Genomic DNA, 24,401 nt, shown 5'->3' with positions numbered 1-24,401 from the left:
CTCTCCTGAGCCAAATGGGGGATGGTAGAGACAGTCAGGGCACCTCGAAGAAGAGGCACTACGTCGGTGAGGGATGACGTGAGCGAGAAACGCGACAACGCGGTAGTACTGCGGTACGGCGACGGCGAGTACACCTATCCGGTGATCGACAGCACCGTCGGCGATACGGGCTTCGACATCGGGAAGCTCCGTTCCCAGACCGGTCTGGTGACGCTGGACAGCGGCTACGGCAACACCGCCGCCTACAAGTCGGCGATCACCTATCTCGACGGCGAGCAGGGGATCCTGCGTTATCGCGGCTACCCGATCGAGCAGCTGGCGGAGTCGTCCAGCTTTGTCGAGGTGGCGTATCTGCTGATCAACGGTGAGCTGCCGACCGTCGACGAGCTGGCCACGTTCAAGAACGAGATCACGCAGCACACCCTGCTGCACGAGGACGTCAAGCGCTTCTACGACGGCTTCCCGCGGGACGCGCACCCGATGGCGATGCTGTCCTCCGTGGTCAGCGCGCTCTCCACGTTCTACCAGGACAGCCACAACCCGTTCGACGAGAAGCAGCGCCATCTCTCCACGATCCGGCTGCTCGCCAAGCTGCCGACGATCGCGGCGTACGCGTACAAGAAGTCGATCGGTCACCCCTTCGTCTACCCGCGCAACGACCTCGGGTACGTCGAGAACTTCCTGCGGATGACCTTCTCGGTCCCGGCGCAGGAGTACGAGCCCGACCCGGTCGTGGTCGCCGCGCTCGACAAGCTGCTCATTCTGCACGCGGACCACGAGCAGAACTGTTCGACCTCCACCGTGCGGCTGGTCGGCTCCTCGCAGGCGAACATGTTCGCCTCGATCTCGGCCGGCATCAGCGCCCTGTGGGGCCCGCTGCACGGCGGCGCCAACCAGTCGGTGCTGGAGATGCTCGAAGGCATCCAGGCGTCCGGCGGCGATGTCGACACCTTCATCCGCAAGGTGAAGAACAAGGAAGACGGCGTGAAGCTCATGGGCTTCGGGCACCGCGTCTACAAGAACTTCGACCCCCGGGCGAAGATCATCAAGGCGGCGGCGCACGATGTCCTCTCGGCGCTCGGCAAGTCCGACGAGCTGCTGGACATCGCGCTGAAGCTGGAGGAGCACGCGCTGGCCGACGAGTACTTCGTCGAGCGCAAGCTCTACCCGAACGTGGACTTCTACACCGGTCTGATCTACCGGGCCATGGGCTTCCCGACCGAGATGTTCACCGTACTGTTCGCGCTCGGCCGGCTCCCCGGCTGGATCGCCCAGTGGCACGAGATGATCAAGGAGCCCGGTTCGCGTATCGGCCGTCCGCGCCAGATCTACACCGGCGAGGTCCTGCGCGACTTCGTGCCGGTCGAAGGCCGCTGACACCGCTCGCACCCGCACTCCGCCGTACGGTCCGGCAGGTCGACACCGCCGTACACGGCGAAAAGCGCCCCGCCACCGATCCCCCCACGGGTCGGTGAGCGGGGCGCTTTCCATATCCCCGGAGCGGATTCCCCCCACGGGATCCGGGCCGGGCGTCTGCCGTAACCAGAACGGCTACTCGCGCGGTCGGACCGGGGTACGTACGGGAGGGCCGCTCAAAGCTCCCCGGTGCACGTGCCCCGGCCAATCGCTTGCCTGGGATGTCCCCCAAGACATCCCCTGCGATCCCGTCGAACGTCCCCCAAGACGTTCTTCTGGCATCGTCCTCTTAGACACGCGAGATGGCCTAATGGTTACCCCACAATCTATGTGATCTAGATCTCTTTGTGAAGGACTTGTGGTGCATGTGAAGGGTCACAGGTCCAGAGGGGTGGTAACCAGGCAAACGGAGGGGATGGCTTGATTGTGCCTGTGATCGGGGGGTCGGGTCAGGACTGCCCGGCCAGTTCGTATCCCGCCTCGTCGACGGCCGCCCGTACGGTGGCCTCGTCCAGCGGTGCCTGCGACACGACGGTCACCTCTCCGGTCGCGGCCGCGGCCTGTACGGAGACGACGCCCTCGATGCCCGAGATCTCGCCGGTGACGGCGCCCTCGCAGTGGCCGCAGGTCATGCCCGTGACCCGGTAGACGGTGGTGACCTGGCTCTTCGCCTCGGTGGTCATGGCGTACTCCTCTTCGGGGGATTCTGGCGCGAACAGTGCGGAAATCGACCGCGTGCCGAGGGGCGCGCCCAGGGCGCGACTCTCCGACGCTCGCCACCGACTGTACCCCTAGGGGGTATGAAAGCGAACCCGGGGGCGGATCGCTGCGTCATTCCGCGTCACCCGTTTCGGGGTCTGTGAAGGTCGGGCGGAGATAGCGGTAGAGGACCGTCTTCAGCTCCGCGATGTACGCCTCCCGCTCGTCGGGCTCCGCGGCGAGGATCAGGTCGAGTCCGCCCTTGTAGATGGTGAAGGCCGTCCGCGCGGTCCGGGTGGCGTCGGCCCGCGGCATGTCGGGGCAGTACGTGGCGATGATCTCCTCGACCCGGGCGAGCGAGGTGGAGTGGAGCACGTCGTGTTCCCGCGCGATGTGGCCGGGGACGTCGGAGCCGTGCATCAGGGCGCCGAAGGCCGGGTTGTCGAGGCTGAACCGGATCAGCGGATCGAGGACCGCGTCCAGCAGCTCCTCCAGCGGCAGCGCGATATGGGCCGGCGTGAGCGCTTCTCCGTAGGTGGTGTGCCACTGCTTGAGGAGCCGGTCGCCCAGCTCGACGGCGATCGCTTCCTTGTTCGGGAAGAACTGGTAGAGCGTGCCTGGGGAGACGCCGGCCTCGCGGGCGATGGAGCTGGTGCTCGCGGCGGTGTAGCCGGTGGTGCAGAAGACCGTGGCCGCCGCTTCGAGGAGCTGTGCGATGCGGCGCTCGCCGCGCGCCTGGCGGCGTCGCGGTTTGACGGTCGCGGTGTCGCCGCCGTTCTTCTCCTCCGGCATGTCATCCCCGGCTTTCTGGATCGGTTGACAAATGCGAGTGACCCCTCGCATTCTTGGGTAATGCGAGGGAAGACTCGTATTTTCAATTCTATGGTGCTGGCCGACCCGCGCAACGGGTCACGGTGAAGGGGACACCGCACGATGTCCGAAGTCAACACGCGATCCGCGCTCGGGGGCTGGACCCGGTTCGTCACCGCGCGTCCAAGGCTCTCCCTGCTGGTCACACTGGTCATCACGGCCCTGGCCGTGTTCGCCGGGAGCGGTGTCACGGACCACATGGGAAGCGGCGGCTGGGAGGATCCGCGCGCCGAGTCGACGTACGCCACCAAGGCACTGGAACGTGAGTTCCCGGCCTCCCAGCCCAATCTGCTCCTCCTCGTCGACAGCGGAAGCCGGAGCGTCGACGACCCCGCGGTGGCCGCCGAGGCCGAGCGGCTGACCGAACGCCTCGCGGCGGAGCAGGGCATCATCGGCGTCGGCTCCTACTGGCAGACGAAGATGCCCGCGCTGCGCGCCGAGGACGGGCACGAAGCGCTGATCGCGGCGCGGATCGAGGGGGACGAGAAGGACGCGGCGGCGGTCCTGGAGCGGATAAAGCCCGAGTACGGCGGCACACAGGGGTCGTTGAAGGTCGCGTTCGCCGGTCCTCTCGCCGTCGGACACGAGATCCAGGAGACCATCAAGACGGACCTGCTGCGGGCCGAGATGATCGCCCTGCCCGTGACGCTGGTGCTGCTGGTGATGGTCTTCGGCAGCGCGATCGCCGCCCTGCTGCCCCTGGGCGTCGGCATCGTCGCCATCCTGGGGACCAACGCGGTGCTGCGCGGGCTGACGGAGTTCACCGAAGTCTCCGTCTTCGCGCAGAACCTGACCACCGCCCTCGGGCTCGGCCTCGCCATCGACTACGCGCTCTTCATCGTGCGGCGGTTCCGCGAGGAGCTGGCCGCCGGGGCGGAGACACGGGAGGCGCTGGGCGTCACCCTGCGTACCGCCGGGCGGACGGTGCTGTTCTCCGCGCTGACCGTCGCGGTGTCGCTGGCCGCGATGATGGTCTTCCCGCAGTCCTTCCTCAAGTCCTTCGCGTACGCGGGGATAGCGGTGGTCCTGCTGGCCGCCGCCGCCGCGCTGTTCCTGCTGCCGGCCGCGCTGATGCTGCTGGGACACCGGGTCAACGCCCTCGATCTGCGGCGGCTGCTGCGCCGGCGGCGCGGCGGGTCCGACGCGCCGGAGCGGGGGGAGGAGGGCGCGGGCTGGGCGCGTATGACGACACTGGTGATGCGCAGGGCCCCGTTCTTCGCCCTCGGCACCACCGCCGTACTGGTCCTGCTCGGACTGCCCTTCCTGGGCGCCAAGTTCGGCACCGTCGACTACCGGCAGCTCCCTCCGGACGCGGAGTCCCGGATCATCCAGGAGCACATACGGGACAACTTCACCGGCAACCCGGGCGGGGCTCTCCAGGTCCTCACGGAAGGCGCCGCCACCCCCGCCGAGTACGCCGACTACCGCGGCCGGATCGCCGCCCTGCCGGACGTCCAGGTGGCCGACGGGCCCGTCACCTCGGGCACACACGCCTACTTCACGGTGCTGCCCAAGGGCGAGGCCGTGGATCAGGACACCCAGCAGCTCGTCCGTGACATCCGGGCCGTGCCGGCCCCCTTCGACACCTCGGTGACGGGCGGCGCCGCCGTGCTGGTCGACGCCAAGGACGCCATCGCCGACGGACTGCCCTGGGCCCTCACGATCATCGTGGTGGTCACCCTGTTCCTGGTCTTTCTGCTCACCGGCAGTGTGCTGGTGCCGATCCAGGCGGTCGTGCTCAACGCGCTCAGCCTCACGGCGATGTTCGGGGCGATGGTCTGGATATTCCAGGACGGCCATCTCTCCGGACTGCTCGGCTTCACCTCCACCGGCGACATCGAGACGAACGTGCCGGTCGTGATGTTCTGTGTCGCCTTCGGCCTCTCCATGGACTACGGGGTCTTCCTGCTCTCCCGGGTCAAGGAGGAGTACGACCGGGGCGGCGACCTGGAGCGCGCGGTGGTCTTCGGCGTCAGCCGCACCGGCGGGCTGATCACGGCCGCCGCCGTCATCCTCGCGGTGGTCATGGTGGCGATAGGCACCTCGGGGGTGACCAACACCAAGATGCTGGGGCTCGGCCTCGCGCTCGCCGTGCTCATGGACGCGATGGTCGTCCGCAGCCTGCTGGTCCCCGCGGTGATGCGGCTGACCGGGAAGGCGACCTGGTGGGCACCGGCTCCGCTGCGCCGCTTCCACGACCGGTTCGGTCTGAGCGAGGGCGAATCGGCGCCGGTTCCCGTGGACCGCGAGGATCCCCCGGTCCGCGACCGGGACCCGGCCGGGGTCTGACACCCCGGCCGGCCCCGGCTGCCGGCCACGACTGCCGGACCCGGCGGTGGGGGCCGTACGGTACGGGCGCGAGCCGTCCGTACCGTACGGCGCCGGGGTTCCCGGCCCGCGCCGTTGCCCAGGGGGCTCAGGCGCCGCAGCTCCGCAGGAACTGGCGGGTGCGGGTGGCGATGGGGAGCGGCTTGTCGGGCGGGCACGGGTACATGTCCTGCTCGACGATGGCGAAGAGGTCCACGTCCAGCTTGGCCGCCGCGGCCAGGACCGGCTCCAGCGCGGGCACGCCGGTCGGCGGCTCGCACATCACCCCGCGGCCGACCGCGGGGCCGAACGGCACCTCGTTCGCCACGACATCGGCGAGGATCTCCGGATCCACCTGCTTGAGATGGAGATAGCCGATCCGCTCGCCGTAGGTCTCGATCAGCTTGACGCTGTCGCCCCCGCAGTAGGCGTAGTGCCCGGTGTCCAGGCAGAGCGAGACCAGGTCGGGATCGGTCGCGTCGAGGAACCGGTTGACGTTCTCCTCGCTGTCGATATGCGTGTCGGCGTGCGGGTGGACGACGATGCTCAGCCCGTACCGGTCCCGCACCTCACGGCCGAGACGTTCGGTCTGGGCCGTCAGGTCGCGCCACTGCTGCGGGGTGAGTGTGCTGTCCTCCAGCACCTCACCGGTCTTGTCGTCCCGCCAGAACGACGGGATGACGACGAGATGTTCCGCCCCCATCTCCTGGGTGAGCGCGGCGATGTCCGCGACATGGGCCCAGGTCTTCTCCCAGACCGCGGGGCCGTGGTGCAGCCCGGTGAAGACGGTCCCCGCGGAGACCTTCAGCCCGCGCTTGGCGGTCTCGGCGCGCAGCCGCTCGGGATCGGAGGGGAGATAGCCGTAGGGACCGAGTTCGATCCACTCGTAGCCGGCTTCGGCGACCTCGTCGAGGAAGCGCTGCCAGGGAACCTGCTGGGGGTCGTCGGGAAACCACACACCCCAGGAGTCGGGGGCGGACCCGACCCTGATGCGGTTCGACGTGGGAACGGAGGAGGTCATACCGGTCAGCTTTCCGGCCATTCGGAAAGAGTGTCAACCCATCGTCCGGATGTAAGGACAAAATATTGACAGGGCGCGGGCGCGACCAGCAAGGTGGTGCCCGGCACCGGTGCCGGTATCTCCCCACGATCGCCCCGCGATCCGCCGCGCCCGGCCGCCGCCTCCGAAGGGACACGGATGCCTGCGCCGCACGACGTGACGAACGACGTGACGACCATGGGCGGTCGGACGGTCCGGCCCCTCGCGCGCCGCCCGCCCCTCGCGTGCCGCCCGGTCTGTGGTGTTCTCCCCGGCGGTTGTACCGTGCGCACGTACCGCGAGATCCACTGAACCGCCGGGCAGAGAGCGCTTTCGGCGGGGTCGCCCGGACCCCGTCCCTCGGCGCCCGCGACGCCCGGGCACAGATCGCCTCCGGCGCGGAGCCGTTCCGCCCTGGCAGGAGCGGAACGCGAGCGACAGCTCCCCGCTCGCACGGCCCCGCGCCGGAGGTCTCCTTTCCCGCGGCAGCGTCTCCAGAAGGATGCGCGCGCGTTCGCGGGAGGTGTCTATGCGGAGACCGGAACGGCAGACACAGTGTCGGGCGACCCGCGCGTCCCGGCGTGGTGGGATGTCTCCGTTGTCTCCGTGGCCGGGAGCGCACACCGCCGTCTGTGAGGGAGAGAAGAAGAGATGAAGACCGTCAATCACTGGATCGGTGGCAAGACCGTCGAAGGCGCCTCGGGCAACTGGGGACCGGTCACCGACCCCGCGACCGGCGCCGTCACCACACAGGTCGCGCTCGCCTCCGCCGAGGAGGTGGACAGCGCGGTCGCCGCCGCGAAGGCCGCGTACGCCACGTGGGGCACCTCGTCGCTCGCGCAGCGCACGGCCGTTCTCTTCCGCTACCGCGCGCTGCTCGACGCGCGCCGGGACAACATCGCCGCGGCGATCACCGCCGAGCACGGCAAGGTGCACTCGGACGCGCTCGGCGAGGTGGCGCGCGGGCTCGAAATCGTCGAGCTGGCCTGCGGGATCACCACCCAGCTCAAGGGGGAGCTGTCCACCCAGGTCTCCAGCCGGGTGGATGTGGCCTCGATCCGGCAGCCGTTGGGCGTCGTCGCGGGCATCACACCGTTCAACTTCCCGGCGATGGTGCCGATGTGGATGTTCCCGCTGGCCGTCGCCTGCGGCAACACCTTCGTCCTCAAGCCCAGCGAGAAGGACCCCTCCGCGGCCAATCTGCTGGCGGAGCTGGCCGCCGAGGCCGGGCTGCCCGACGGTGTGCTCAACGTCGTCCACGGGGACAAGGTCGCCGTGGACTCCCTCCTCGCGCACCCGGACGTGGCGGCGGTCTCCTTCGTCGGTTCCACCCCGATCGCCCGCTACATCCACACCACCGCCTCGGCCAACGGCAAGCGCGTACAGGCCCTCGGCGGCGCCAAGAACCACATGCTGGTGCTGCCGGACGCGGACCTCGACGCGGCGGCGGACGCGGCGGTCTCGGCCGCGTACGGTTCGGCGGGCGAGCGCTGCATGGCGATCTCGGCCGTCGTGGCCGTCGGCGCGATCGGCGACGAGCTGGTCGCGAAGATCCGTGAGCGCGCGGAGAAGATCAAGATCGGCCCCGGCAGCGACCCGGCCTCCGAGATGGGCCCGCTCATCACCCGCGCGCACCGCGACAAGGTCGCCGGATATGTCACGGGCGCGGCGGCCCAGGGCGCCGAAGTCGTCCTGGACGGTACGGGGTACACCGTCGAGGGGCACGAGGACGGCCACTGGATCGGGCTGTCGCTGCTCGACCGGGTCTCCACGGAGTCCGACGCGTACCGCGACGAGATCTTCGGCCCGGTGCTCTGCGTCCTGCGCGCGGAGACCTACGAGGAGGGCGTCGCGCTCATCAACGCCTCGCCGTTCGGCAACGGCACGGCGATCTTCACCCGCGACGGCGGCGCGGCCCGCCGCTTCCAGCTGGAGATCGAGGCCGGGATGGTCGGGGTGAACGTACCGATCCCCGTCCCCGTCGGCTACCACTCCTTCGGCGGCTGGAAGGACTCGCTCTTCGGAGACCACCACATCTACGGCAACGACGGCGTGCACTTCTACACGCGCGGCAAGGTGGTCACCACCCGCTGGCCCGACCCGGCCGACGCCCCGTCCGGCGTGGACCTGGGCTTCCCGCGCAACCACTGACGCGGCCCGCGACGGCCACATCTAACAGAACAGCCCGACAGCGGCCCGTACGGCATCCCCTGCCGTACGGGCCGCCGCCGTGTATCGCCGCGCATGCCGTAACCGCCGGCGCCGCGCGCGCGTTGACCGTCCGCAGCCGTACGGCCCGCCTCCCGGGTCCACGTCGTACGGCTCACGTCGTACGGCCCACTTCGTACGGCTCACCTCGTACGGCCGACCTCGTACGGCCCACGCGCGATCGGAAGCGGGACGACACACATGTGCGGCATCACCGGCTGGGTCTCCTACGACCGTGATCTGCGATCCGCCTCCACCACCGTGGACGCGATGACGGAGACCATGTCCTGCCGCGGCCCGGACGACCGCGGCACATGGATCAGCGGCCCCGTGGCGCTCGGCCACCGCAGGCTGGCCATCATCGACCTGCCCGGCGGGCGGCAGCCGATGACGCTGGACACCCCGGAGGGCACGCTCGCGCTCGTCTACTCGGGCGAGACGTACAACTTCACCGAGCTGCGCCGGGAACTCGTCTCCAAGGGGCACCGGTTCACCACCGACTCCGACACCGAGGTCGTCCTCCAGGGGTATCTCCGGTGGGGCGAGGAGGTCGCGGAGCGGCTGAACGGGATGTACGCCTTCGCCATCTGGGACGGCCGGCGGCAGCAGTTGGTGATGATCCGGGACCGGATGGGCATCAAGCCGTTCTCGTACTACCCGACCCCCGACGGGGTGCTGTTCGGCTCCGAGCCCAAGGCCATCCTCGCCAACCCGCTCGCCCGCGCCCGCGTCGGACTCGACGGTCTGCGGGAACTGTTCGCCTTCGTCAAGACGCCCGGCCACGGCGTGTGGGAGGGCATGTACGAGGTCGAGCCCGGCACCGTCGTCACCGTGGACCGCGCCGGCGCGCGCCGGCGCGTCTACTGGTCGCTGGAGACCCGGCCGCACACCGATGACCTGGACACGACGGTACGGCGGGTCCGTACGCTCCTCGACGACATCGTGCGACGGCAGATGGTGGCCGATGTGCCGGTCTGCACCCTCCTCTCCGGCGGACTCGACTCCTCCGCCATGACGGCGATCGCGGCGCGGCAGCTCGCGGAGAGCGGTGAGACCGTCCGCAGCTTCTCCGTCGACTTCGCGGGCCGTACGGAGAACTTCGTCGCCGACGCGTTCCGCACCACCCCCGACGCGCCCTTCGTGCACGATGTCGCCCGCGCCGCGGCCACGGACCACCAGGACATCGTGCTCGACTCGGTCGCCCTGGCCGACCCCGAGGTGCGGGCCAGGATGATCAGGGCCCGCGATCTCCCCATGGGGCTGGGGGACATGGACTCCTCCCTCTATCTGCTCTTCAAGGCGATCCGGCAGCGCTCCACGGTCGCGCTCTCGGGGGAGTCGGCGGACGAGGTCTTCGGCGGCTACCTCCAGTTCTTCGACGAGCGCGCGCGGAAGGCCGACACGTACCCCTGGCTCGTCGATTTCGAGGAGCACTTCGGCGACGACGCGGGGGTGCTGCGGCCCGAGGTCAACCGCGCCATCGATCTGCCCGTCTTCATCCGCGACAGCTACGCCACCGCCGTCGCGGGCATCGCGCGGCTGCCCGGCGAGAGCGACTTCGAGTACCGGATGCGCACGATCTGCCATCTCCATCTCACCCGCTTCGTCCGGGTGCTGCTGGACCGGAAGGACCGGGCGAGCATGGCGGTGGGACTGGAGGTGCGGGTGCCGTTCTGCGACCACCGGCTGGTCGAGTACGTCTACAACACCCCGTGGTCCTTCAAGTCCTTCGACGGCAGGGAGAAGAGCCTGCTGCGGGAGGCGACGGCCGATGTCCTGCCGCGGTCGGTGTACGACCGGGTGAAGAGCCCGTACCCCTCCACCCAGGACCCCCGGTACGCGGTCGCCCTCCAGGAACAGACCCGGGATCTGCTCGCCCGCCCCTCCCATCCGGTCTTCGGCCTGGTGGACGCGGCGAAGGTCGCGCTCCTCGCGGACTCCCGTACGCCGCGGAGCACGACGGCCTCGCGGCGCGGTATGGAACGGACCCTGGATCTCGCGCTCTGGATGGACCTGTACGGCCCGGAAGTCTCCTTCACCTGACGGCGGAAGCAGCGGCTGGCAATGGAGTGAAGCTGCCCCGGACTCGCCGCGCGGATCGAGGGTGCCCTCTCTGCCGGGTGGTTTATATGACAGGGGGTCGATACGAGAAAGGGATGACCCGATGTCAGGACACTTCGAGCTGTACCAGGACAAGGCCGGGAAGCACCGCTTCCGCCTCAAGGCGGGCAACGGCGAGATCATCGCCGTGGGCGAGGCGTACAACAGCAAGGCGTCCGCGGAGAAGGGCATCGCCTCGGTGAAGGCGAACGCGGCCGAGGCGCCCGTGAAGGACATGGAGACCGGGGACAAGTAGCCCGCCGGGGCGAGGTGGGGCTGGGGTGGTGGGGCGTACGCGGGCCGCCGTGCCCCGGCGCCCGTCAGGAGGCGCAGCCGCTGTCCCCCTCGCCCTTTCCCGTGACCTCTCCCGCGCCCTCCCCGCCGAGTTCGGCGGCGTCCAGCGCCTGGGTGAGCCGGTCCAGCCGGGCCCGCAGGTCGTTGATCTCGTCGAAGCCGAACCCGGTGGCCGCCGCGATCCGCGGCGGCATGGTCAGCGCCCGCTCCCGCAGGGCCGTACCGCTCTCGGTGAGGTGGATGTGCACCGTCCGCTCGTCCCGGGTGCCGCGTACGCGCCGTAGCTGCCCGGCGCTCTCCAGCCGCTTCAGCAGCGGGGACAGCGTCCCCGAGTCCAGGCGCAGCCGCTCGCCCAGCTCCTTGACGGGGAGCGGGCCGCGCTCCCAGAGCACCAGCATCACCAGGTACTGCGGATAGGTCAGCCCGAGGTCCTTCAGGAGGACGCGGTAGACGCCGCCGAAGGCGCGGGACGCGGCGTTCAGCGAGAAGCAGATCTGCCGGTCCAGGCGGAGGTAGTCCTCGGTGGCGGTGGTGGGCGTCGTTGCGGTCGGCGAGGTCGGCGTCGCGGTCATGTGTCCAGGGTAGCTCAGTGCGCGGCATTTGATTGCGCACAATTTAATTGTGTGCTCTACTTCTACCCGACGAAGACGACGGCGGCGGCGGACAGCCGCCGACCAGGACGAGAGGGATGGTTTCCATGGACGCGCTCTACACCGCCGTGGCCACTGCGAACGGCCGTGAGGGACGGGCCGTCAGCTCCGACGGCCAGCTGGACCTGCCGCTCGCCATGCCGCCGGCGCTGGGCGGCGACGGCAAGGGCACCAACCCGGAGCAGCTCTTCGCGGCCGGTTACGCGGCGTGTTTCGCCAGCGCCCTCGGCCTGGTCGGCAGGCAGGCGAAGGTCGACACGAGCGATGTCTCGGTGACCGCCGAGGTCGGCATCGGCAAGGACGGCACCAGCTTCGGGCTCGCGGTCACCCTGCGTGTCGAACTTCCCGACAGTCTGGCCGGAGAGGCCGGCGAGGCGCTCGTGCGGCAGGCCCACGACGTCTGCCCGTACTCGAAGGCCACTCGGGGCAACATCGAGGTCACCCTCGTCACCGAGTAGCGGTGCCACGGGCCCGGAACGGGGACTGCCCGCCCGGGGGACCGGGCGGGCAGTCGTCGGTGGAGCTTTCGGAGACGGTGCCTCAGCGGCGGTGTCTCAGCGTTTGGCGGCCACGTCGGCCGCGAAGGCGCTCACCCAGGCGAGTGCCGAGTTCCAGTTGATGGTGATCTCGTTGACCGACCACGCCTCGATGTTGTCGACGTAGCACAGCTGGGGCGCGCAGCCGTGGAGCCAGGACGCCGCCAGCGGGTCCTGGAGCGTGGAGTTCGGTCCGCCGGACACGGATCCGGCCGGCGGGTTGGGCAGGGTGGCGTCCAGGGACTTCGCGTACCAGCGGCTGTGCTGGTTCTTGGCGTCGTTCGTGCCGTAACCCGTGATGTACGACTGCCCGAGGGCGTTACGGCCGAGCAGATAGTCGAGGCCCTCGAACACGGCGTCGGCGTACTTCGTGTCGCCGGTCAGGTCGTAGGCGGTGGCCAGGACGGCCTGGTTGTTGAGCATCGAGGCGTTCGATCCCCAGTCGTATTTACCGTTCGTCGGTGTGTACGTCTGGCCGAACCGCTCGGCCCGCTGGAACGAGATGAGCCGGTCCGCCCCCTGGCTCACCCACTTCCGGATCTGGTCCCGCTCGGAGAGGTCCGTTCCGAAGCGTGCCAGGTCGAGCTGGGCGATCGCGGCCACCGAGCCCCAGTAGAAGCCGTTCTGGTTGAACGCCTCTCCCGCCTTGTGGAAGCGGCTGACGCGTACGGCGTCGAGGTAGCGCTGGCTCTTGGTGGTGAGGTAGAGCTGCGCGGAGGCCCAGTAGATCTCGTCGGAGACGTCGTTGTCCGCGTACGGGCCGCCGCCGATACGGTCCGCCTGCGGCGCGTACTGCCTCTGGTTCATCTCAGCCGCGTTGTAGGCGCGTACGGCGGCGAGGCTCAGCCGTTCGGCGAAGGCCGGGTCGAAGCGCTTGTAGACGCGGGCGCCCTGGGCGGCGACGGCGGCGAGGTTGAGGGTGGCCGCGGTCGAGGGGCGGTGCAGTTCGCGCTTCTTCTTGTCGAGGTGGGGGAGGGTCGGGGGGCCGGTCCAGGTCTCGTCGTGGACTTTGTGGTGGACCATGCCCGAGTCGGGTTTGCCGCTGGGCACCTGCATTTTGAGCATGAACTCCAGGTTCCAGCGGGCCTCGTCGAGGATGTCGGGCACACCGTTGCCGCGCTCGGGGATGGCGAGGGTGGAGTCACCGAGGGCGGCTTCGCTGCCCTCGGCCACGGCGCGCTCCCAGGCGTTGAGCAACTGGTAGGTGGCGATACCGCCGTTGACGACGTACTTCCCGTGGTCGCCCGCGTCGTACCAGCCGCCGGTCACATCCAGTGTGTAGTCACACGTCCAGTTGTCGACGTAGGACTTCGGTGACTGGCACGGCACCTTGGTGTCACCACCGCCCGGTGAGGAGGCGACGTGCCCGGCCGGGCGGGCGTACGCCGCGCCCGCGATGCCGCCGTCGATCGCGATGCCACTGCGGTTGGTGTAGAAGAACCGCATCGAGTCGGAGCGCAGCGACGCGTACAGGTCCTTCCTGATGTCGAAGGAGTGGCTCTCCGCGCCGTCGACCACCAGCCGGAACGTGCCGGTGGCCGATACGGAGCCGAAGTCGACCGTGTGGACCCGGGCCGCGGCGGAACCGTCGTGGCCCGCGGGGGTCGTCATACCGCTCGCGACAGCGGCGCCGCCGGCGCGCCGCAGCGTCCAGGGCAGCGCGGACGCGGCGTTGGTCAGCACCGTCGCCTTCTTCGGACCGTTCGGGAGGTACCCGTGCTGGTTCACCTTCACCGCCGGGCCGGTCTTCGCCGCGTACGCGTACTCGGCACCGTTGAGCGACACGTCGTCCATGCAGAACTCGTACGGCTTGGCGGCTCCCCCGAGCCGGAACTGCAACTGCGAGAGCACGTACTCGTCGCGGTACGTCGTGTCGAAGGTGTACTCGTACTCCTTCCACGCCCCGCCGGCCACCGTCGGGTACTTGACGAGGTACGTGACATTGCCGGGATTGTCGAAGGGCGCCACCTGCACCACCATGCTCGCGGTCGCGCTCGTCCGCACCTTGAACTTCAGGGTGTACGAGCCGCCGCCCGGCAGATAGATGCTGTTGTGCCCGACCAGGATGTCCCACGGCTTCTCCGACGCGGGGGCGGTGACGCAGTAGGCCCCGTCCTTCAGCTCCGGCTCCATCCCGGCATTCGCCCACCAGGGCTTGTCCGTCTCCGAGAAGCCCTCGTTCTGGAGCAGCCTGCCGTTCACCCGGGGGCTGGGCTGCCCGCCGCCGTACGCGGGCAGTGTGCCCGTCGGCAGCTGACCGCTCGGCGGACCGCTGCCGCCGCCATCACCATTACCACCACCACCGCCGTCGCCGCTGCCGTCGTCCTTCGGGGTGCCGCCCATTCCGGGGGTGTCCCCGTGGTACGTGTACCTGTTGAGCGCCGTGACGGCGGCCATCGGGTCGCCGTCCTTGTACTCGTCGATGGCCAGGAAGTTCGGCTTCTTACGGGCGGCGGGGGTGCAGAAGCGCTCGGCGCGGTTCTGGAGCTTCTCGTTGTCCGTGCGGTACGTCGGGGACATCGGCACATCGCGGAAGTGGTTCATCACGTACAGCCGCCGGAACCCCTCCTCCTCCAGGCTGAGCGGGAGATGATTCCACCGGCTGTAGCAGCTCCAGTTGGAACCGCCGAGGCCCGGACCCATCGACCAGTAGTTCTCGACGGTCCAGTCCTCCTGGGCCATGAACCCGAGCTTGTTCTTGCCGTTGTCCGTGTTCGACGCCGCGTTGTCATGGGTGAAGAGCAGCAGGCGCTTGTCCGACTCCACCATCGACTTCACCGTCGGCCAGCCGTGCTCCCGTACCCCTTCCGCATCGGGCCTGAAGACCTTGCGGGCCAGCGGCTTGCCCGCCCCGAGGAGGCTGCCCAGCTCCTTCTCCAGCTGCTCGGCGGTGGTGTAGTCCTCCAGCAGGACGGTCACCACGGCCTGCTTGTCCTCCTCCAGGAACTCGGCGATGTCCTCGAAGAACTTGACCCCTTCCCGCATGACACCGCATTTGGCCAGCACCGGCATGTCGTGACAGAAACGCACCCGGTCTTCCGCGAAGTGCGCGTCCAGCATCAGCGCCCGCACCCCGTCCCTGAGCTGTCTGCTGACCCGGTGCGGCTGGTTGGGCGCGGCGACGAGGGCGAGCGGATGGTCCTCGGAGTTGTGCATGGCGTTGTGCGACGTCAGGAACGTCATGTCGTCGAGCCGGGGGTCCGACGGCATCGGCTTGCGCAGCGGCGCGACCGGTGTGAGATACCAGGACTGCCCGGGGACGCTGCTCTCCGCTATCTTCACCTGCATGTACGAGTCCAGCACCGGCTCGCCCCACAGCCGGCGCTCGGTCCCCGGCACATGGATCCGGTACTTCTCCCCGGCCTCGTGGCGCAGCTCCCAGTCAGTCTTCGCGGCATCGCAGGAGCCGAGGACGAGGCGCGCGTTGCCCTCGGGGTTGTCCTTCTCGGTCAGGCACTTTCCGCTCTGGTCAAGATTCTTGATCTTGTAGGTGCCGTTCGCGTTGTGACTGAATTCCCACTGCTGATCGTCCTCGTCGCCCTTGGGCTTGTGAGTGGCGACCCAGTCCTTGGAGGCCGACATGTTGTAGCCGCTGACGACGCTCTGGAGATAGAACTTGCCGTCCTCGGACGGCCCCGGCGTCCCGGTCGACGCGAGGCCCATCGTCCCTTCGCCACCACCCCCCGGAACCGGCGCCGTAACCGCGGGCCCGGCCAGCATGACCAGCGCCAGCGCCACACACCAGCCCAGGGCCGTAGGTCTTGAACGCATGACAGTGCTTCGTGCACGCACTGCGGAACTCCCTCTGCTCGAATCCCGGGAGCCGGCCGCCCCCGGTGGCCCAGCAGGTTCGCACATGTTGATCAACTCGACGTGAACGCCCACGACTTCAGGCCGCGCCCATACTCGGTGGCGCTCAAGGAGCGTTCCAGGAAACCTGACCCCATGCCAGAACCGAAGCACCGCGTCCGCGCACTCCACACCGACTCCACGATCACCGTCTACCAGGCATACGGGCCAACCATCGGCCTGCCCACCGCCCGCGACGGCCGGTTCCCCGAGGAGTGGAAGCGCGACCGCATGACCTGGATCAAGCCGTCGTTCCTCTGGATGATGTACCGCAGCGGCTGGGGCACCAAGGAGGGCCAGACGACGGTCCTGGCCGTGGAGATCAGCCGCACCGGCTTCGACTGGGCGCTGGACAACGCCTGCCTCTCCCACTACGTGCCCTCGGTCCACCCCGACCGGGCTTCCTGGAAACGGGAGTTGAAGCGAGCGCCGGCACGGGTGCAGTGGGACCCGGAGCGCGATCTCCATCTGAAACCGCTGTCCTCCCGCGCTCTTCAGCTCGGCCTGACGGGCGAGGCGGCGCGGAGGTACGCGGACGAGTGGACCGTATCCGTACGGGATGTGACCCCGCTCGCCCACCGGGTGCGTGATGCCGTACGGGCCGGAGACCTGGCGGCGGCGACGGCGCTGTTGCCGGTGGAGACGGGATACCCGGCCGACACCGTCCATGTCCGCGCGGAGCGCTGATGGCGCAGCGGCCGGCCTTGCGGACTGGCTGTCACGAGTGGCAACCGTCTGACGGTCGGCGCCCGTCTGCCCGCTGTGGTGCGGGCTGTCGGAAGGTCAGTGGAAAGGAACTGGTAAGAGTTTGGGCGGCGGGCCTGTGAACCTGCCACCATAACGCGATGAGTCGGGCCCGATCTCGGTGCTTGTTGTTCTCTCGATCGCGACCATCCGGGCACTTTCCGATGCGCATTTTCTGTACCTTCCGCCCAAGCCTGCCCATTCACCTCGAAGGCCCCCGATGTGGCGACCGAGAAAACTACCCGAAGCGGAGAGGTAAAAAGTGAGAAGGAATGTCTGTGTCATCGGTGCGGGTCCGTCGGGTTTGGTCGCGCTGAAGGAGCTGCTGGACGAAGGCCAGTCGGTTACCTGCTTTGAGCGTGGATCCGAAATCGGTGGTGTGTTCCGCGCGGGAGTCGGACCCGACGAAGCGGGCGCCTACGACTCGACAATGCTGACCATCTCGAATTATATGATGACCTTCTCCAGCTTCCCTCCGCCGGAGAACCAGGAGCGCCGGTACTGGTCGGCAGGTGAATACCGTCAATACCTGATCGACTTTGTCGATAAGTTCAAGCTCGGTTCCGTAATCCGCTATCGGACCGACGTTCTGGGTATATCGAAGAACGAAAGCGGCGGCTACGCGGTGGAGGTTTCCCCGGCCGACGCCCCCGAGGAGAGAGTTACGCATCAGTTCGATGCGGTGGTCATCTCCACGGGGACCCACAGAGTCCCGAACTTCATCGATCTTCCCGGGCAGGAAGAATTCGCCGGAGAGATTGTGCACTCGGCCCACTATCGAAACTCCGAACGCTTTCGCGGAAAGCGGGTCCTGTGTGTGGGGATCGGCGAGACGGCGGCGGACGTCGTGAACGAGATCGCCCAGGTGTCCGAGAGCTGCACATTGTCCGTGCGCCGCTACCAGTCCGTTGTCGAGAGGTACCCCGGAGGGCGGGGGCACACGAATGACGCCTACACTTCGCATCTGCTGCATTCGGTACCGTTGGCAGCCGCTACCGCGGTCATGCGGTTCGGGATGAAGCGGAACAAGACCCAGGGAAAGACAGGTGCCGCCAGGGCGGTGGGCGAGTGGAACTCGAAGAACAGAAATTTCTTCAACCACTTCCTGACCAAGAACGAGTCCTTTATCCATAGGGTCGTCGACGGCACATTGACGGTCAACGCATCGGGTATCGAGCGTCTCGGCGAGGATTATGTCCTGTTCAAGGACGGTCATCGAGAAACGATCGACACGGTCATGCTGAACACGGGGTACACCGAAGACTTCAGCATCCTCAAGGATGCGAACATCAGCGATGTCCGCAGACTGTACAAGCATATGATCCATCCGGATCTCGGTGCCGATGTGGTCTTTATCGGGTGGGCGAGGCCGGCCGCCGGTGGCGTGCCGGCCTGTTCCGAGATGCAGAGCAGGTATTTCGCTCTCCTGTGCAGCGGCAAGAAACAGCTGCCGGACCGGGTGCGGCTCCAGGGCCTCATCGAGCGGCAGGCTGCCTACGAGAACGAGGTATTCCACGGCAATCCCGGTCTGCGGACCCTGGTGCACTACAACCACTACATGATCGATTTCGCGAAGGTGATCGGATGCTCCCCGTGGCGTCCGGCCGTCTTCCTGAATCCGCGGCTGGCCCAGAGGCTGTGGTGCGGCTCTCAGATGCCCCACGTCTATCGACTGTACGGACCGCACAGTGACCGCAGGGCGGCACGCCGGACGGTCATGAGCCTTCCCTCGGCGTTCCGGGCTCCCGAGATTCTCGCGACCTTGGCGGTCAGCGGCGCTTCGCGTGTGCTGATAGCGATGGGCTTGATGAAGCCGGACCCCCTCTACTGAGATCACGGACAGGGACCCTTCCGGCCTGTCCGTCGGGCCGGAACCGATTGCGCATTGAATGTGTATCGCCTTTCTTGGATATGGAAAATCCATAGGGGTGCGTGTGGAAACAATCTGTCGTGCGGTATCACCTGCCAGTACTGTCTGGTTGTCCGCAGATTCAGACTCGTTCTGTCCGGGAGAAGGACTGTGTCTCGTCAAGCTGCAGCAGAGAATGTGGCCTGGGAGAAGGTGGCGAACTCCATCGAGTTCGTTCCCGCCGAATATTCCAGCAAGACTCAGCCGGAATCGGGCGCCCAGGAGATGCTGCGCTGCGTACCGGCAGAGATCGACAGACTTGTCGACGCGGGCCTTCCGTTCGAGTGTCGGGCCGGAGTGCGCTATTTCGACGCCAATGATCTGTACAACCTCGGCATGTACTCAAACAGCGCGAGGACGCAGCCGGAACTGACGTTCCGTCTGCTCTTCCGGTTCGCCCAGCGGCCGGTGGACGATTTGCTGCGCGCCAGGACATGGGCCTTCCGGGTCGGGCTGGAATGCGGCGGCTGCTCGGAGACGGCTCCATGGCGTCTGGAAGAGCCGGATGTCCTCCGGTTCGGAGGAAGCGTTTCCGGTGTGACGGCGCCGGCTGCGAGCCGGGGATCGGCGGAATACGTGGCGACGGTGACGACGACCGGCGCCCGGACTCCCGTCGTCTCACCCGCGCTGCGGCGGCTGACCCGTGAGTACCTGGATGCCGGCTATCGCTGGCAGATGATTCCCGTCCCTATGCAGGCGCACCCGGAGCAGGTGCACGCCATGGGTGCCACGAGTTGCATCGCGGCGAGTCTGTTTCTGGCCGAGAGCTTTCGCGAGGCAGGGTACCGGGCCGAGGCGAAACGAGGCTGGTTCTGCGGCGTGCTCGGCGGTGCCCTTGACCTGCCGCACGCGTGTGTGGAGGTCGAGGACGATGACGGTGCGGTCAAGACCGTCGATATCGCCAAGGCCCAACTGGCCGCGCGGCTCTCGCCCAACACGGCGGAATTCCAGGAATTGTGCCTCGGATCGATCTACAACAAGGTCATTCCGTCAACCGCCTCCGGAAATGCGGCCTTCGGATATCACGACTGCGGTTCGCGGCTGCCGATTCAGGTTCACGCGGACATTCAGGCAGTGCGTTGAAGGCGGAACCCAGAGACACTCTACGGGGAAGACTGAGGGTAAATGACTGTACGAGAAATTGAGCCGATTTCGCTGGACCTGGATCGGCTCGAGCAAATGGCCGAATCCGGCTACTACAATCCGTACACGATTTTCGAATGGCCCGAGGTAATCGAGCCCGGAAAGCCGTGGATGAGCGAGAACCTGACCACGCTGGCGGGTACGCCGATGTGGGACGAACTGAGCCGCGAGCAGCAGTTCGCGCTGACCAAGTACGAGGCGATCAACTTCTTCAGCCTCAACATCCACGGCATCCGTGAGCTGATGAGCGAAGTAGTGATGCGCATTCATGAGCGTGCCTACGCGGGCGTCTCGGAGTTTCTGCATCACTTCATCGGTGAAGAAAACGAGCACATGTGGTTCTTCGCGCGGTTCTGCCTGCGCTACGGCGGCAAGTTGTATCCGGCGCAGCCGGCGTTGCGGGCCGACTCCGTGGCACACCTCTCACCGGTGGCCCGTGAGGCGATCATATTCGCGCGCATCCTGATCTTCGAAGAGATAGTCGACTACTTCAACGCCTACATGGCGACCGACCAGTCGCTGCCGCACATCGCTCGTGAGATCAACCGAGTGCACCATCAGGACGAGAGCAGGCACGTCGCGTTCGGCCGGATGGTCTTTGTCGACCTGCTCGGCCAGGTGGCCAAGCGCGATCCGGCCGAGGTGCCGGCGGTCGCCGAGTACCTCGAGAACTATCTGCAGTACAGCATCGGCACCCTCTACAACCCCGCCGCCTACCGTGACGCGGGCATCCCGGACGCGCTGGCGCTGCGGCGGCGCGCGCTTGAGCACCCCGCCCGGCTGCAGGCGCACGATCAGATCCTGAAGCGGACGAGGAAGTTCCTGAGCAGGGCAGGTGCTGGAAGGGAACTGATCGGATGACGGCTGATCCGATGCAGAAGGTCCGGGATTTCATCCTGGAGCGCAACCCGAAGATCGGTCAGCTGGCACCCCAGATGGATCTGATCGACAGCCGGGCCATCAACTCACTGGCCTTCGTCGACTTCATCTTCCTGCTGGAAGAGCTGACCGGCGAGGGGATCGATCCGGAAGACCTGGACTTGGACGACTTCCGCAGTCTCAACGCTATTGAAGCCCGCTTCTTCAAGCAGAAGGCAGCGCAATGACCACGACTACCGACAACGGCTTACGGATCCTCGACGGAGGCCAGCTGCGGTTGTTGCGGTCGATCGACGCGGCGTTCCTGCGCCTGGGCCAGACCTGGAACGCCCCGGAGTTCCGGTTCCCGTTCCTGATCAGGTGCCAGGATCTCGACACCTTCGACTACTTCGACAACTTCCCCCACTTGGGTCTGGCAGCCACTCGGCTGGATCCGCGGCGCCTCGGCGCCCTGCTGGCGGACGCGCCCCGGCCGCTGGACCGGATTCCGGCGGAGGTGATGGAGCCGACCGCGTTGGCGCTGCCCTCGGCGGCGTGCTACGCGGTCTACCTCGACCTGGCCGGTTCCGGGCTGTCCGCGGACGGGGTGACGCGGACCACGCTCGGAACCTGTTTCCGTAACGAGGACCACTACGACGGTCTGCAGCGGCTCCACGGCTTCTCCATGCGGGAGATCGTCTTCATCGGACCCGAGGACGGAGCCAAGCAGCATCTGCTCCGCGCCAAGGATGCCGTGGCGGCGCTCTGCGCCGAGCTGGGACTGGACGTCCGCCTTGAGGTCGCCACCGATCCGTTCTTCGACAAGAACAGTGGTAAGGCCAAGATGCAGCGCTTGTTCCCGGTGAAGGAGGAGTTCGTCGTCAACGGCCTGGCGATCGGCTCGGTGAACTACCACCGGAACTTCTTCGGTGAACGGTGCTCGATCCGGGCAGGTGATGACACGGCGCACACCAGCTGTCTTGCCTTCGGTCTGGAACGCTGGGTGCACACCTTGACAGAGCATTTCGGCAGTACTGAGGCAGCCCTTTCCGCGATGGAGGCTCTGGGCTGATGCGAAACACGCTGGCCGGGGTGCTCGGAATCGAAGTGAGCCTGCTTCAGTCGGGCATGGGTGGTGTCGCCGGGCCCGAACTGGCATGCGCGGTGTCCAACGCGGGTGCGGCAGGCTGCGTGGGCGGTTACAAACTGGTCGGCGACGCGCTGTCGGCCGTGCTCAGCCGGCTGACCGCGGGGACCGATCGGCCAGTCGGCGTAAACCTGATTCCGGAGGTGGTCGGGCCGGAAGAGCTGGATCAGCAGGTGACGCAGGTGCTCGACGAGACGCCTCAGCACGTGTACCTGTCCCTGTTCGGCATGCCGGGTGACGCCGTATTCGATCGGATCACCGCGGCGGGACGGCACCTGGTCGTCCAGGTCGGGACCGTGAAGGACGGTGTGCGAGCCGCCGGACAGGGCTCCGTGGTGGTGGCACAGGGCATCGAGGCTGGTGGCCATCTCCTGGGCGAATCGCGCCGGGACACGCTGGTCGCCGCGCTGCGCGAAGCACTTCCGGAGGCATGCATCGTCGCCGCGGGCGGCATCGGTTCGCCCGCCGAGGCCGGCAGGGCCCTCACCGCCGGTGCCGATGGTGTGCTGCTTGGTACCGCCTTCGTCGTCGCCCACGAATCGCGGGCGCACTCCTACTTCAAGGGAGCGGTGAGCACCGCCGACGAGACCGACACGGTGATCACCGATGTCTACGAGATCGGGTGGCCGGGCCGGCGGCACCGTGTGCTGGAGACGGCTGCCACGCGCGACGGGAAGCAGGCCAGGAAGTTCATCGGCCGGACCGTGGTCGAGGGAAAGCCCTATCTGATACCGCGGTTCAGTGCCGCGGCACCGACCGAGGCGACCAGTGGTCGGATCGAGGAAATGGCGATGTACTGCGGCCTGTCCTGCGGCGATATTTCTGGCGTGCAAGCGGCGGCCGAAATTGTTGCCGAGTTCGCTCGCATCCTTCGAGGTATCGAGATCTTCGAAACAGAAATAGGATAGAGATTCCATGTCAATCATTGAGAACATGGCCCGGCTGGACCTGTCATATCGCGACGACGCGCCGCGGATTCGCACCAGGGAAGGCGTTGAACTCTACTGCGAGTCCCGTGGTGAAGGCACGGTCATTACTCCCCTCAGCAATCTCGTCGCGACAGCTCCGATCTGGCGGGGATTCACCCAGGAACTCGCGCAGCACCACCGTGTCCTCGTCTACGACCTGTGCAATCATGGCGCCTCGTCACGGGTCGAGAAAGAGCCGACCTGGGAAGAGCACGGGGCCGATCTGATCGCGATGCTCGACGCGCTGGAGATCGAGTCGACCTATCTGATCGGCTCGTCGACCACCACGGTCTTCGCCCGGGACATGGCGCTGTGGCACCCGGACCGCATCAAGGGCCTGGTGCTGTCGGGCCCGGTCTTCGGTCCCCAGGGCATGCGGCGTCAGAAGCAGTTGCAGCGGAACTGGCTGAGAACGCTGGAAAGCCATGGCCTCGCGGCCGTGTTCGACCATCTCTATCCGGAGATGTTCAGCTCGGAAATGAATGAGGCACTCGGTACCCCGGGTTTCCTGGGTCTGCGGGAAGCGTTCATGGCGGTCTCCGACCCCAAGGAACTCGCCCAGAGCTTCAAGAGTGCCGCGAGCGACAACCACAGCCCCGAGCTGCCGCCACGCATCGCCGCGCCCACGCTGGTCGTCGTGGGCGATGACGACCTCCTGCTGAGCCCGACGGGCGCCAGGGAGCTGGCCGAGCAGTTCCAGGACGGTACCTGCCGGATCATTCCGAAAGCCGGGCATCAGCCTTTCTTCGATGACGCCGGAGCCTTCCAGGAAATCATTCTCGAATTCATCAAGGACGTGGAATCGCGTGTCTGACAAGGCACTCGCAGTTCGGCGGCGCATCAGAGGGCTGCTCATCGATCTCTTCGGCAACGACCGTCTCGTCGGCAACGTTTCCGACGCCGAGTCCCTCCGGCAGGCCGGGATTTCCTCCACCGCGCTGGTCAGCCTGCTGGTGGCGATGGAGGACGCGTTCGGCTTCGAATGGGACGAGGACGTCCGGCCCGAGGCGCTGCGCTCGATCGAGTCGCTGGCCGACCACGTCGTTTCCCTTCGTTGACCGAGGTCCACATGCCAACCGACGGGCCCGAGGTTCCCGCCGGCGCCGCCGCGTCGGGGGTCCGGGCCGAATGGCGCCCGGTACGTCGGCCGTTCGGGCCACGTCAGCAGTTCACGGCGGGACGCCGGGCGGCTGCGGCGGCACTGGCGGCGGCAGGGGCCCCCGATCGGGTCGTGCCTCGTGAACCCGGCGGTCGGCCGCGCTTCCCGCGAGGGTTCGCCGGCTCGATCGCCCACACCGACCGCCTGGCGGTCGCCGTGGTGGTCCCCGGTGCCGCGGCGGTCGGTGTGGATATCGAAAGCGCGGTTATCAGCCCCCGCGTGGCCGGATTCATCCTCCGCGGGCAGGAGCGGCTGACGCTGCTGCCGCCCGCGGGAAAATACACCCCACGTGAGCTGTTCGCCGCCAAGGAGGCAGCCTTCAAGGCGCTTTCCGCAAGGGGCACCCTGGGTGATTTCCTGTTCTGGCGGATTGAACTCGGTCAGTCCGATGACGCTCTGATCGCGTCCTACGGTGGAGTGCCGGTAACGGTGTGGATCAACTCCGACGTAGATCTTTCGCTCGCCCTGGCTATTTTACCCGGGTGAGTTCTCCATAACTCACGAT

Annotated in this window: 21 protein-coding genes; 16 read left to right on the top strand and 5 right to left on the bottom strand. The window is 67.4% G+C overall.

From position 1 onward, the window contains the following. Window positions 1-78 precede the first annotated feature (78 nt). Window positions 79-1,377, top strand: a complete 1,299-nt coding sequence (locus tag DVK44_RS09870) for a citrate synthase (RefSeq protein ID WP_114659326.1) — start codon at window positions 79-81, stop codon at window positions 1,375-1,377. A gap of 488 nt (window positions 1,378-1,865) precedes the next feature. Here the strand turns inward: DVK44_RS09870 and DVK44_RS09865 are convergent, their stop codons facing one another. Both DVK44_RS09865 and DVK44_RS09860 read right to left on the bottom strand, forming a co-directional pair. Next, on the bottom strand, window positions 1,866-2,099 hold the full coding sequence (locus DVK44_RS09865; protein ID WP_114659325.1) for a heavy-metal-associated domain-containing protein: 234 nt from the start codon (window positions 2,097-2,099) through the stop codon (window positions 1,866-1,868). Between the two features lie 148 nt (window positions 2,100-2,247). Continuing rightward, a complete protein-coding gene (locus DVK44_RS09860; protein ID WP_114659324.1) occupies window positions 2,248-2,907 on the bottom strand; it encodes a TetR/AcrR family transcriptional regulator in 660 nt (219 codons plus the stop codon). Between the two features lie 141 nt (window positions 2,908-3,048). On the opposite strand from DVK44_RS09860, the gene DVK44_RS09855 reads away from it, so the two are divergent. Continuing rightward, window positions 3,049-5,274: an MMPL family transporter gene (locus DVK44_RS09855; protein ID WP_114659323.1), complete on the top strand. Its 2,226-nt coding sequence runs from the start codon at window positions 3,049-3,051 to the stop codon at window positions 5,272-5,274. Window positions 5,275-5,401: 127 nt separating this feature from the next. Here the strand turns inward: DVK44_RS09855 and DVK44_RS09850 are convergent, their stop codons facing one another. Beyond that, entirely contained in the window at window positions 5,402-6,313 is a 912-nt protein-coding gene (locus DVK44_RS09850) for a sugar phosphate isomerase/epimerase family protein (RefSeq protein ID WP_114665028.1), read from the bottom strand. A 669-nt stretch (window positions 6,314-6,982) separates the two neighbouring features. Here DVK44_RS09850 and mmsA point away from each other — a divergent pair. The 3 genes from mmsA to DVK44_RS09835 all read left to right on the top strand — a co-directional run bounded on the left by mmsA (window position 6,983) and on the right by DVK44_RS09835 (window position 10,895). Next, window positions 6,983-8,482 carry a CoA-acylating methylmalonate-semialdehyde dehydrogenase gene (gene mmsA / locus DVK44_RS09845; protein ID WP_114659322.1) on the top strand — a complete coding sequence of 500 codons (1,500 nt, stop codon included), beginning with the start codon at window positions 6,983-6,985 and terminating at the stop codon, window positions 8,480-8,482. 258 nt (window positions 8,483-8,740) lie between these two features. Then, complete coding sequence (gene asnB / locus DVK44_RS09840) at window positions 8,741-10,582, top strand: asparagine synthase (glutamine-hydrolyzing) (protein WP_114659321.1); 1,842 nt, start codon at window positions 8,741-8,743, stop codon at window positions 10,580-10,582. 121 nt (window positions 10,583-10,703) lie between these two features. Next, window positions 10,704-10,895, top strand: a complete 192-nt coding sequence (locus tag DVK44_RS09835; RefSeq protein WP_114659320.1) for a YegP family protein — start codon at window positions 10,704-10,706, stop codon at window positions 10,893-10,895. A 64-nt stretch (window positions 10,896-10,959) separates the two neighbouring features. Here DVK44_RS09835 and DVK44_RS09830 read toward each other — a convergent pair whose 3' ends face one another. Further along, window positions 10,960-11,505 (bottom strand): MarR family winged helix-turn-helix transcriptional regulator, encoded by a 546-nt coding sequence (locus DVK44_RS09830; RefSeq protein WP_114659319.1) that lies wholly within the window; start codon window positions 11,503-11,505, stop codon window positions 10,960-10,962. Window positions 11,506-11,630: 125 nt separating this feature from the next. Here DVK44_RS09830 and DVK44_RS09825 point away from each other — a divergent pair, with 125 nt between their 5' ends. Then, entirely contained in the window at window positions 11,631-12,041 is a 411-nt protein-coding gene (locus DVK44_RS09825) for an organic hydroperoxide resistance protein (protein WP_114659318.1), read from the top strand. Between the two features lie 96 nt (window positions 12,042-12,137). On the opposite strand, the gene DVK44_RS09820 is transcribed toward DVK44_RS09825, so the two are convergent. Then, window positions 12,138-15,890, bottom strand: coding sequence for a glycoside hydrolase family 9 protein (locus DVK44_RS09820; protein ID WP_162793758.1), 3,753 nt, complete (start codon window positions 15,888-15,890; stop codon window positions 12,138-12,140). A 174-nt stretch (window positions 15,891-16,064) separates the two neighbouring features. Here DVK44_RS09820 and DVK44_RS09815 point away from each other — a divergent pair, with 174 nt between their 5' ends. The 10 genes from DVK44_RS09815 (at window position 16,065) to DVK44_RS09770 (ending at window position 24,382) form a co-directional block, all read left to right on the top strand. Further along, window positions 16,065-16,655 carry a DUF4291 domain-containing protein gene (locus DVK44_RS09815; RefSeq protein WP_114659316.1) on the top strand — a complete coding sequence of 197 codons (591 nt, stop codon included), beginning with the start codon at window positions 16,065-16,067 and terminating at the stop codon, window positions 16,653-16,655. 319 nt (window positions 16,656-16,974) lie between these two features. Beyond that, window positions 16,975-18,543, top strand: a complete 1,569-nt coding sequence (locus tag DVK44_RS09810; protein ID WP_114659315.1) for a flavin-containing monooxygenase — start codon at window positions 16,975-16,977, stop codon at window positions 18,541-18,543. 216 nt (window positions 18,544-18,759) lie between these two features. After that, on the top strand, window positions 18,760-19,704 hold the full coding sequence (locus DVK44_RS09805; protein WP_114659314.1) for a hypothetical protein: 945 nt from the start codon (window positions 18,760-18,762) through the stop codon (window positions 19,702-19,704). Window positions 19,705-19,746: 42 nt separating this feature from the next. Beyond that, window positions 19,747-20,625, top strand: coding sequence for a diiron oxygenase (locus DVK44_RS09800; RefSeq protein WP_114659313.1), 879 nt, complete (start codon window positions 19,747-19,749; stop codon window positions 20,623-20,625). Continuing rightward, a complete protein-coding gene (locus tag DVK44_RS09795; protein WP_114659312.1) occupies window positions 20,622-20,870 on the top strand; it encodes an acyl carrier protein in 249 nt (82 codons plus the stop codon). The genes DVK44_RS09800 and DVK44_RS09795 overlap by 4 nt, the downstream gene beginning before the upstream one ends. Continuing rightward, window positions 20,867-21,694: an aminoacyl--tRNA ligase-related protein gene (locus DVK44_RS09790; protein WP_114659311.1), complete on the top strand. Its 828-nt coding sequence runs from the start codon at window positions 20,867-20,869 to the stop codon at window positions 21,692-21,694. The genes DVK44_RS09795 and DVK44_RS09790 overlap by 4 nt, the downstream gene beginning before the upstream one ends. Then, window positions 21,694-22,677 (top strand): NAD(P)H-dependent flavin oxidoreductase, encoded by a 984-nt coding sequence (locus tag DVK44_RS09785; protein WP_114659310.1) that lies wholly within the window; start codon window positions 21,694-21,696, stop codon window positions 22,675-22,677. Before DVK44_RS09790 ends, DVK44_RS09785 begins: the two co-directional genes overlap by 1 nt. Before the next feature lie 7 nt (window positions 22,678-22,684). Continuing rightward, window positions 22,685-23,551, top strand: a complete 867-nt coding sequence (locus tag DVK44_RS09780) for an alpha/beta fold hydrolase (RefSeq protein WP_114659309.1) — start codon at window positions 22,685-22,687, stop codon at window positions 23,549-23,551. Further along, window positions 23,544-23,795 (top strand): phosphopantetheine-binding protein, encoded by a 252-nt coding sequence (locus tag DVK44_RS09775; RefSeq protein ID WP_162793756.1) that lies wholly within the window; start codon window positions 23,544-23,546, stop codon window positions 23,793-23,795. The genes DVK44_RS09780 and DVK44_RS09775 overlap by 8 nt, the downstream gene beginning before the upstream one ends. A gap of 11 nt (window positions 23,796-23,806) precedes the next feature. Further along, window positions 23,807-24,382 carry a 4'-phosphopantetheinyl transferase superfamily protein gene (locus DVK44_RS09770; RefSeq protein ID WP_162793754.1) on the top strand — a complete coding sequence of 192 codons (576 nt, stop codon included), beginning with the start codon at window positions 23,807-23,809 and terminating at the stop codon, window positions 24,380-24,382. The last annotated feature ends 19 nt before the right edge of the window (window positions 24,383-24,401 follow it).

The sequence above is a fragment of the Streptomyces paludis genome (assembly GCF_003344965.1).
GTDB lineage: Bacteria > Actinomycetota > Actinomycetes > Streptomycetales > Streptomycetaceae > Streptomyces > Streptomyces paludis.
This window is presented reverse-complemented; position numbering and strand designations above follow the sequence as displayed.

What these genes read in the sequence shown, in the direction of transcription:
- DVK44_RS09865 (WP_114659325.1), bottom strand. Translation starts at nt 2,099, where the DNA reads ATGACCACCGAGGCGAAGAGCCAGGTCACCACCGTCTACCGGGTCACG.
- DVK44_RS09860 (WP_114659324.1), bottom strand. Translation starts at nt 2,907, where the DNA reads ATGCCGGAGGAGAAGAACGGCGGCGACACCGCGACCGTCAAACCGCGA.
- DVK44_RS09855 (WP_114659323.1), top strand. Translation starts at nt 3,049, where the DNA reads ATGTCCGAAGTCAACACGCGATCCGCGCTCGGGGGCTGGACCCGGTTC.
- DVK44_RS09850 (WP_114665028.1), bottom strand. Translation starts at nt 6,313, where the DNA reads ATGACCTCCTCCGTTCCCACGTCGAACCGCATCAGGGTCGGGTCCGCC.
- mmsA (WP_114659322.1), top strand. Translation starts at nt 6,983, where the DNA reads ATGAAGACCGTCAATCACTGGATCGGTGGCAAGACCGTCGAAGGCGCC.
- asnB (WP_114659321.1), top strand. Translation starts at nt 8,741, where the DNA reads ATGTGCGGCATCACCGGCTGGGTCTCCTACGACCGTGATCTGCGATCC.
- DVK44_RS09835 (WP_114659320.1), top strand. Translation starts at nt 10,704, where the DNA reads ATGTCAGGACACTTCGAGCTGTACCAGGACAAGGCCGGGAAGCACCGC.
- DVK44_RS09830 (WP_114659319.1), bottom strand. Translation starts at nt 11,505, where the DNA reads ATGACCGCGACGCCGACCTCGCCGACCGCAACGACGCCCACCACCGCC.
- DVK44_RS09825 (WP_114659318.1), top strand. Translation starts at nt 11,631, where the DNA reads ATGGACGCGCTCTACACCGCCGTGGCCACTGCGAACGGCCGTGAGGGA.
- DVK44_RS09820 (WP_162793758.1), bottom strand. Translation starts at nt 15,890, where the DNA reads ATGCGTTCAAGACCTACGGCCCTGGGCTGGTGTGTGGCGCTGGCGCTG.
- DVK44_RS09815 (WP_114659316.1), top strand. Translation starts at nt 16,065, where the DNA reads ATGCCAGAACCGAAGCACCGCGTCCGCGCACTCCACACCGACTCCACG.
- DVK44_RS09800 (WP_114659313.1), top strand. Translation starts at nt 19,747, where the DNA reads ATGACTGTACGAGAAATTGAGCCGATTTCGCTGGACCTGGATCGGCTC.
- DVK44_RS09795 (WP_114659312.1), top strand. Translation starts at nt 20,622, where the DNA reads ATGACGGCTGATCCGATGCAGAAGGTCCGGGATTTCATCCTGGAGCGC.
- DVK44_RS09790 (WP_114659311.1), top strand. Translation starts at nt 20,867, where the DNA reads ATGACCACGACTACCGACAACGGCTTACGGATCCTCGACGGAGGCCAG.
- DVK44_RS09785 (WP_114659310.1), top strand. Translation starts at nt 21,694, where the DNA reads ATGCGAAACACGCTGGCCGGGGTGCTCGGAATCGAAGTGAGCCTGCTT.
- DVK44_RS09780 (WP_114659309.1), top strand. Translation starts at nt 22,685, where the DNA reads ATGTCAATCATTGAGAACATGGCCCGGCTGGACCTGTCATATCGCGAC.
- DVK44_RS09770 (WP_162793754.1), top strand. Translation starts at nt 23,807, where the DNA reads ATGCCAACCGACGGGCCCGAGGTTCCCGCCGGCGCCGCCGCGTCGGGG.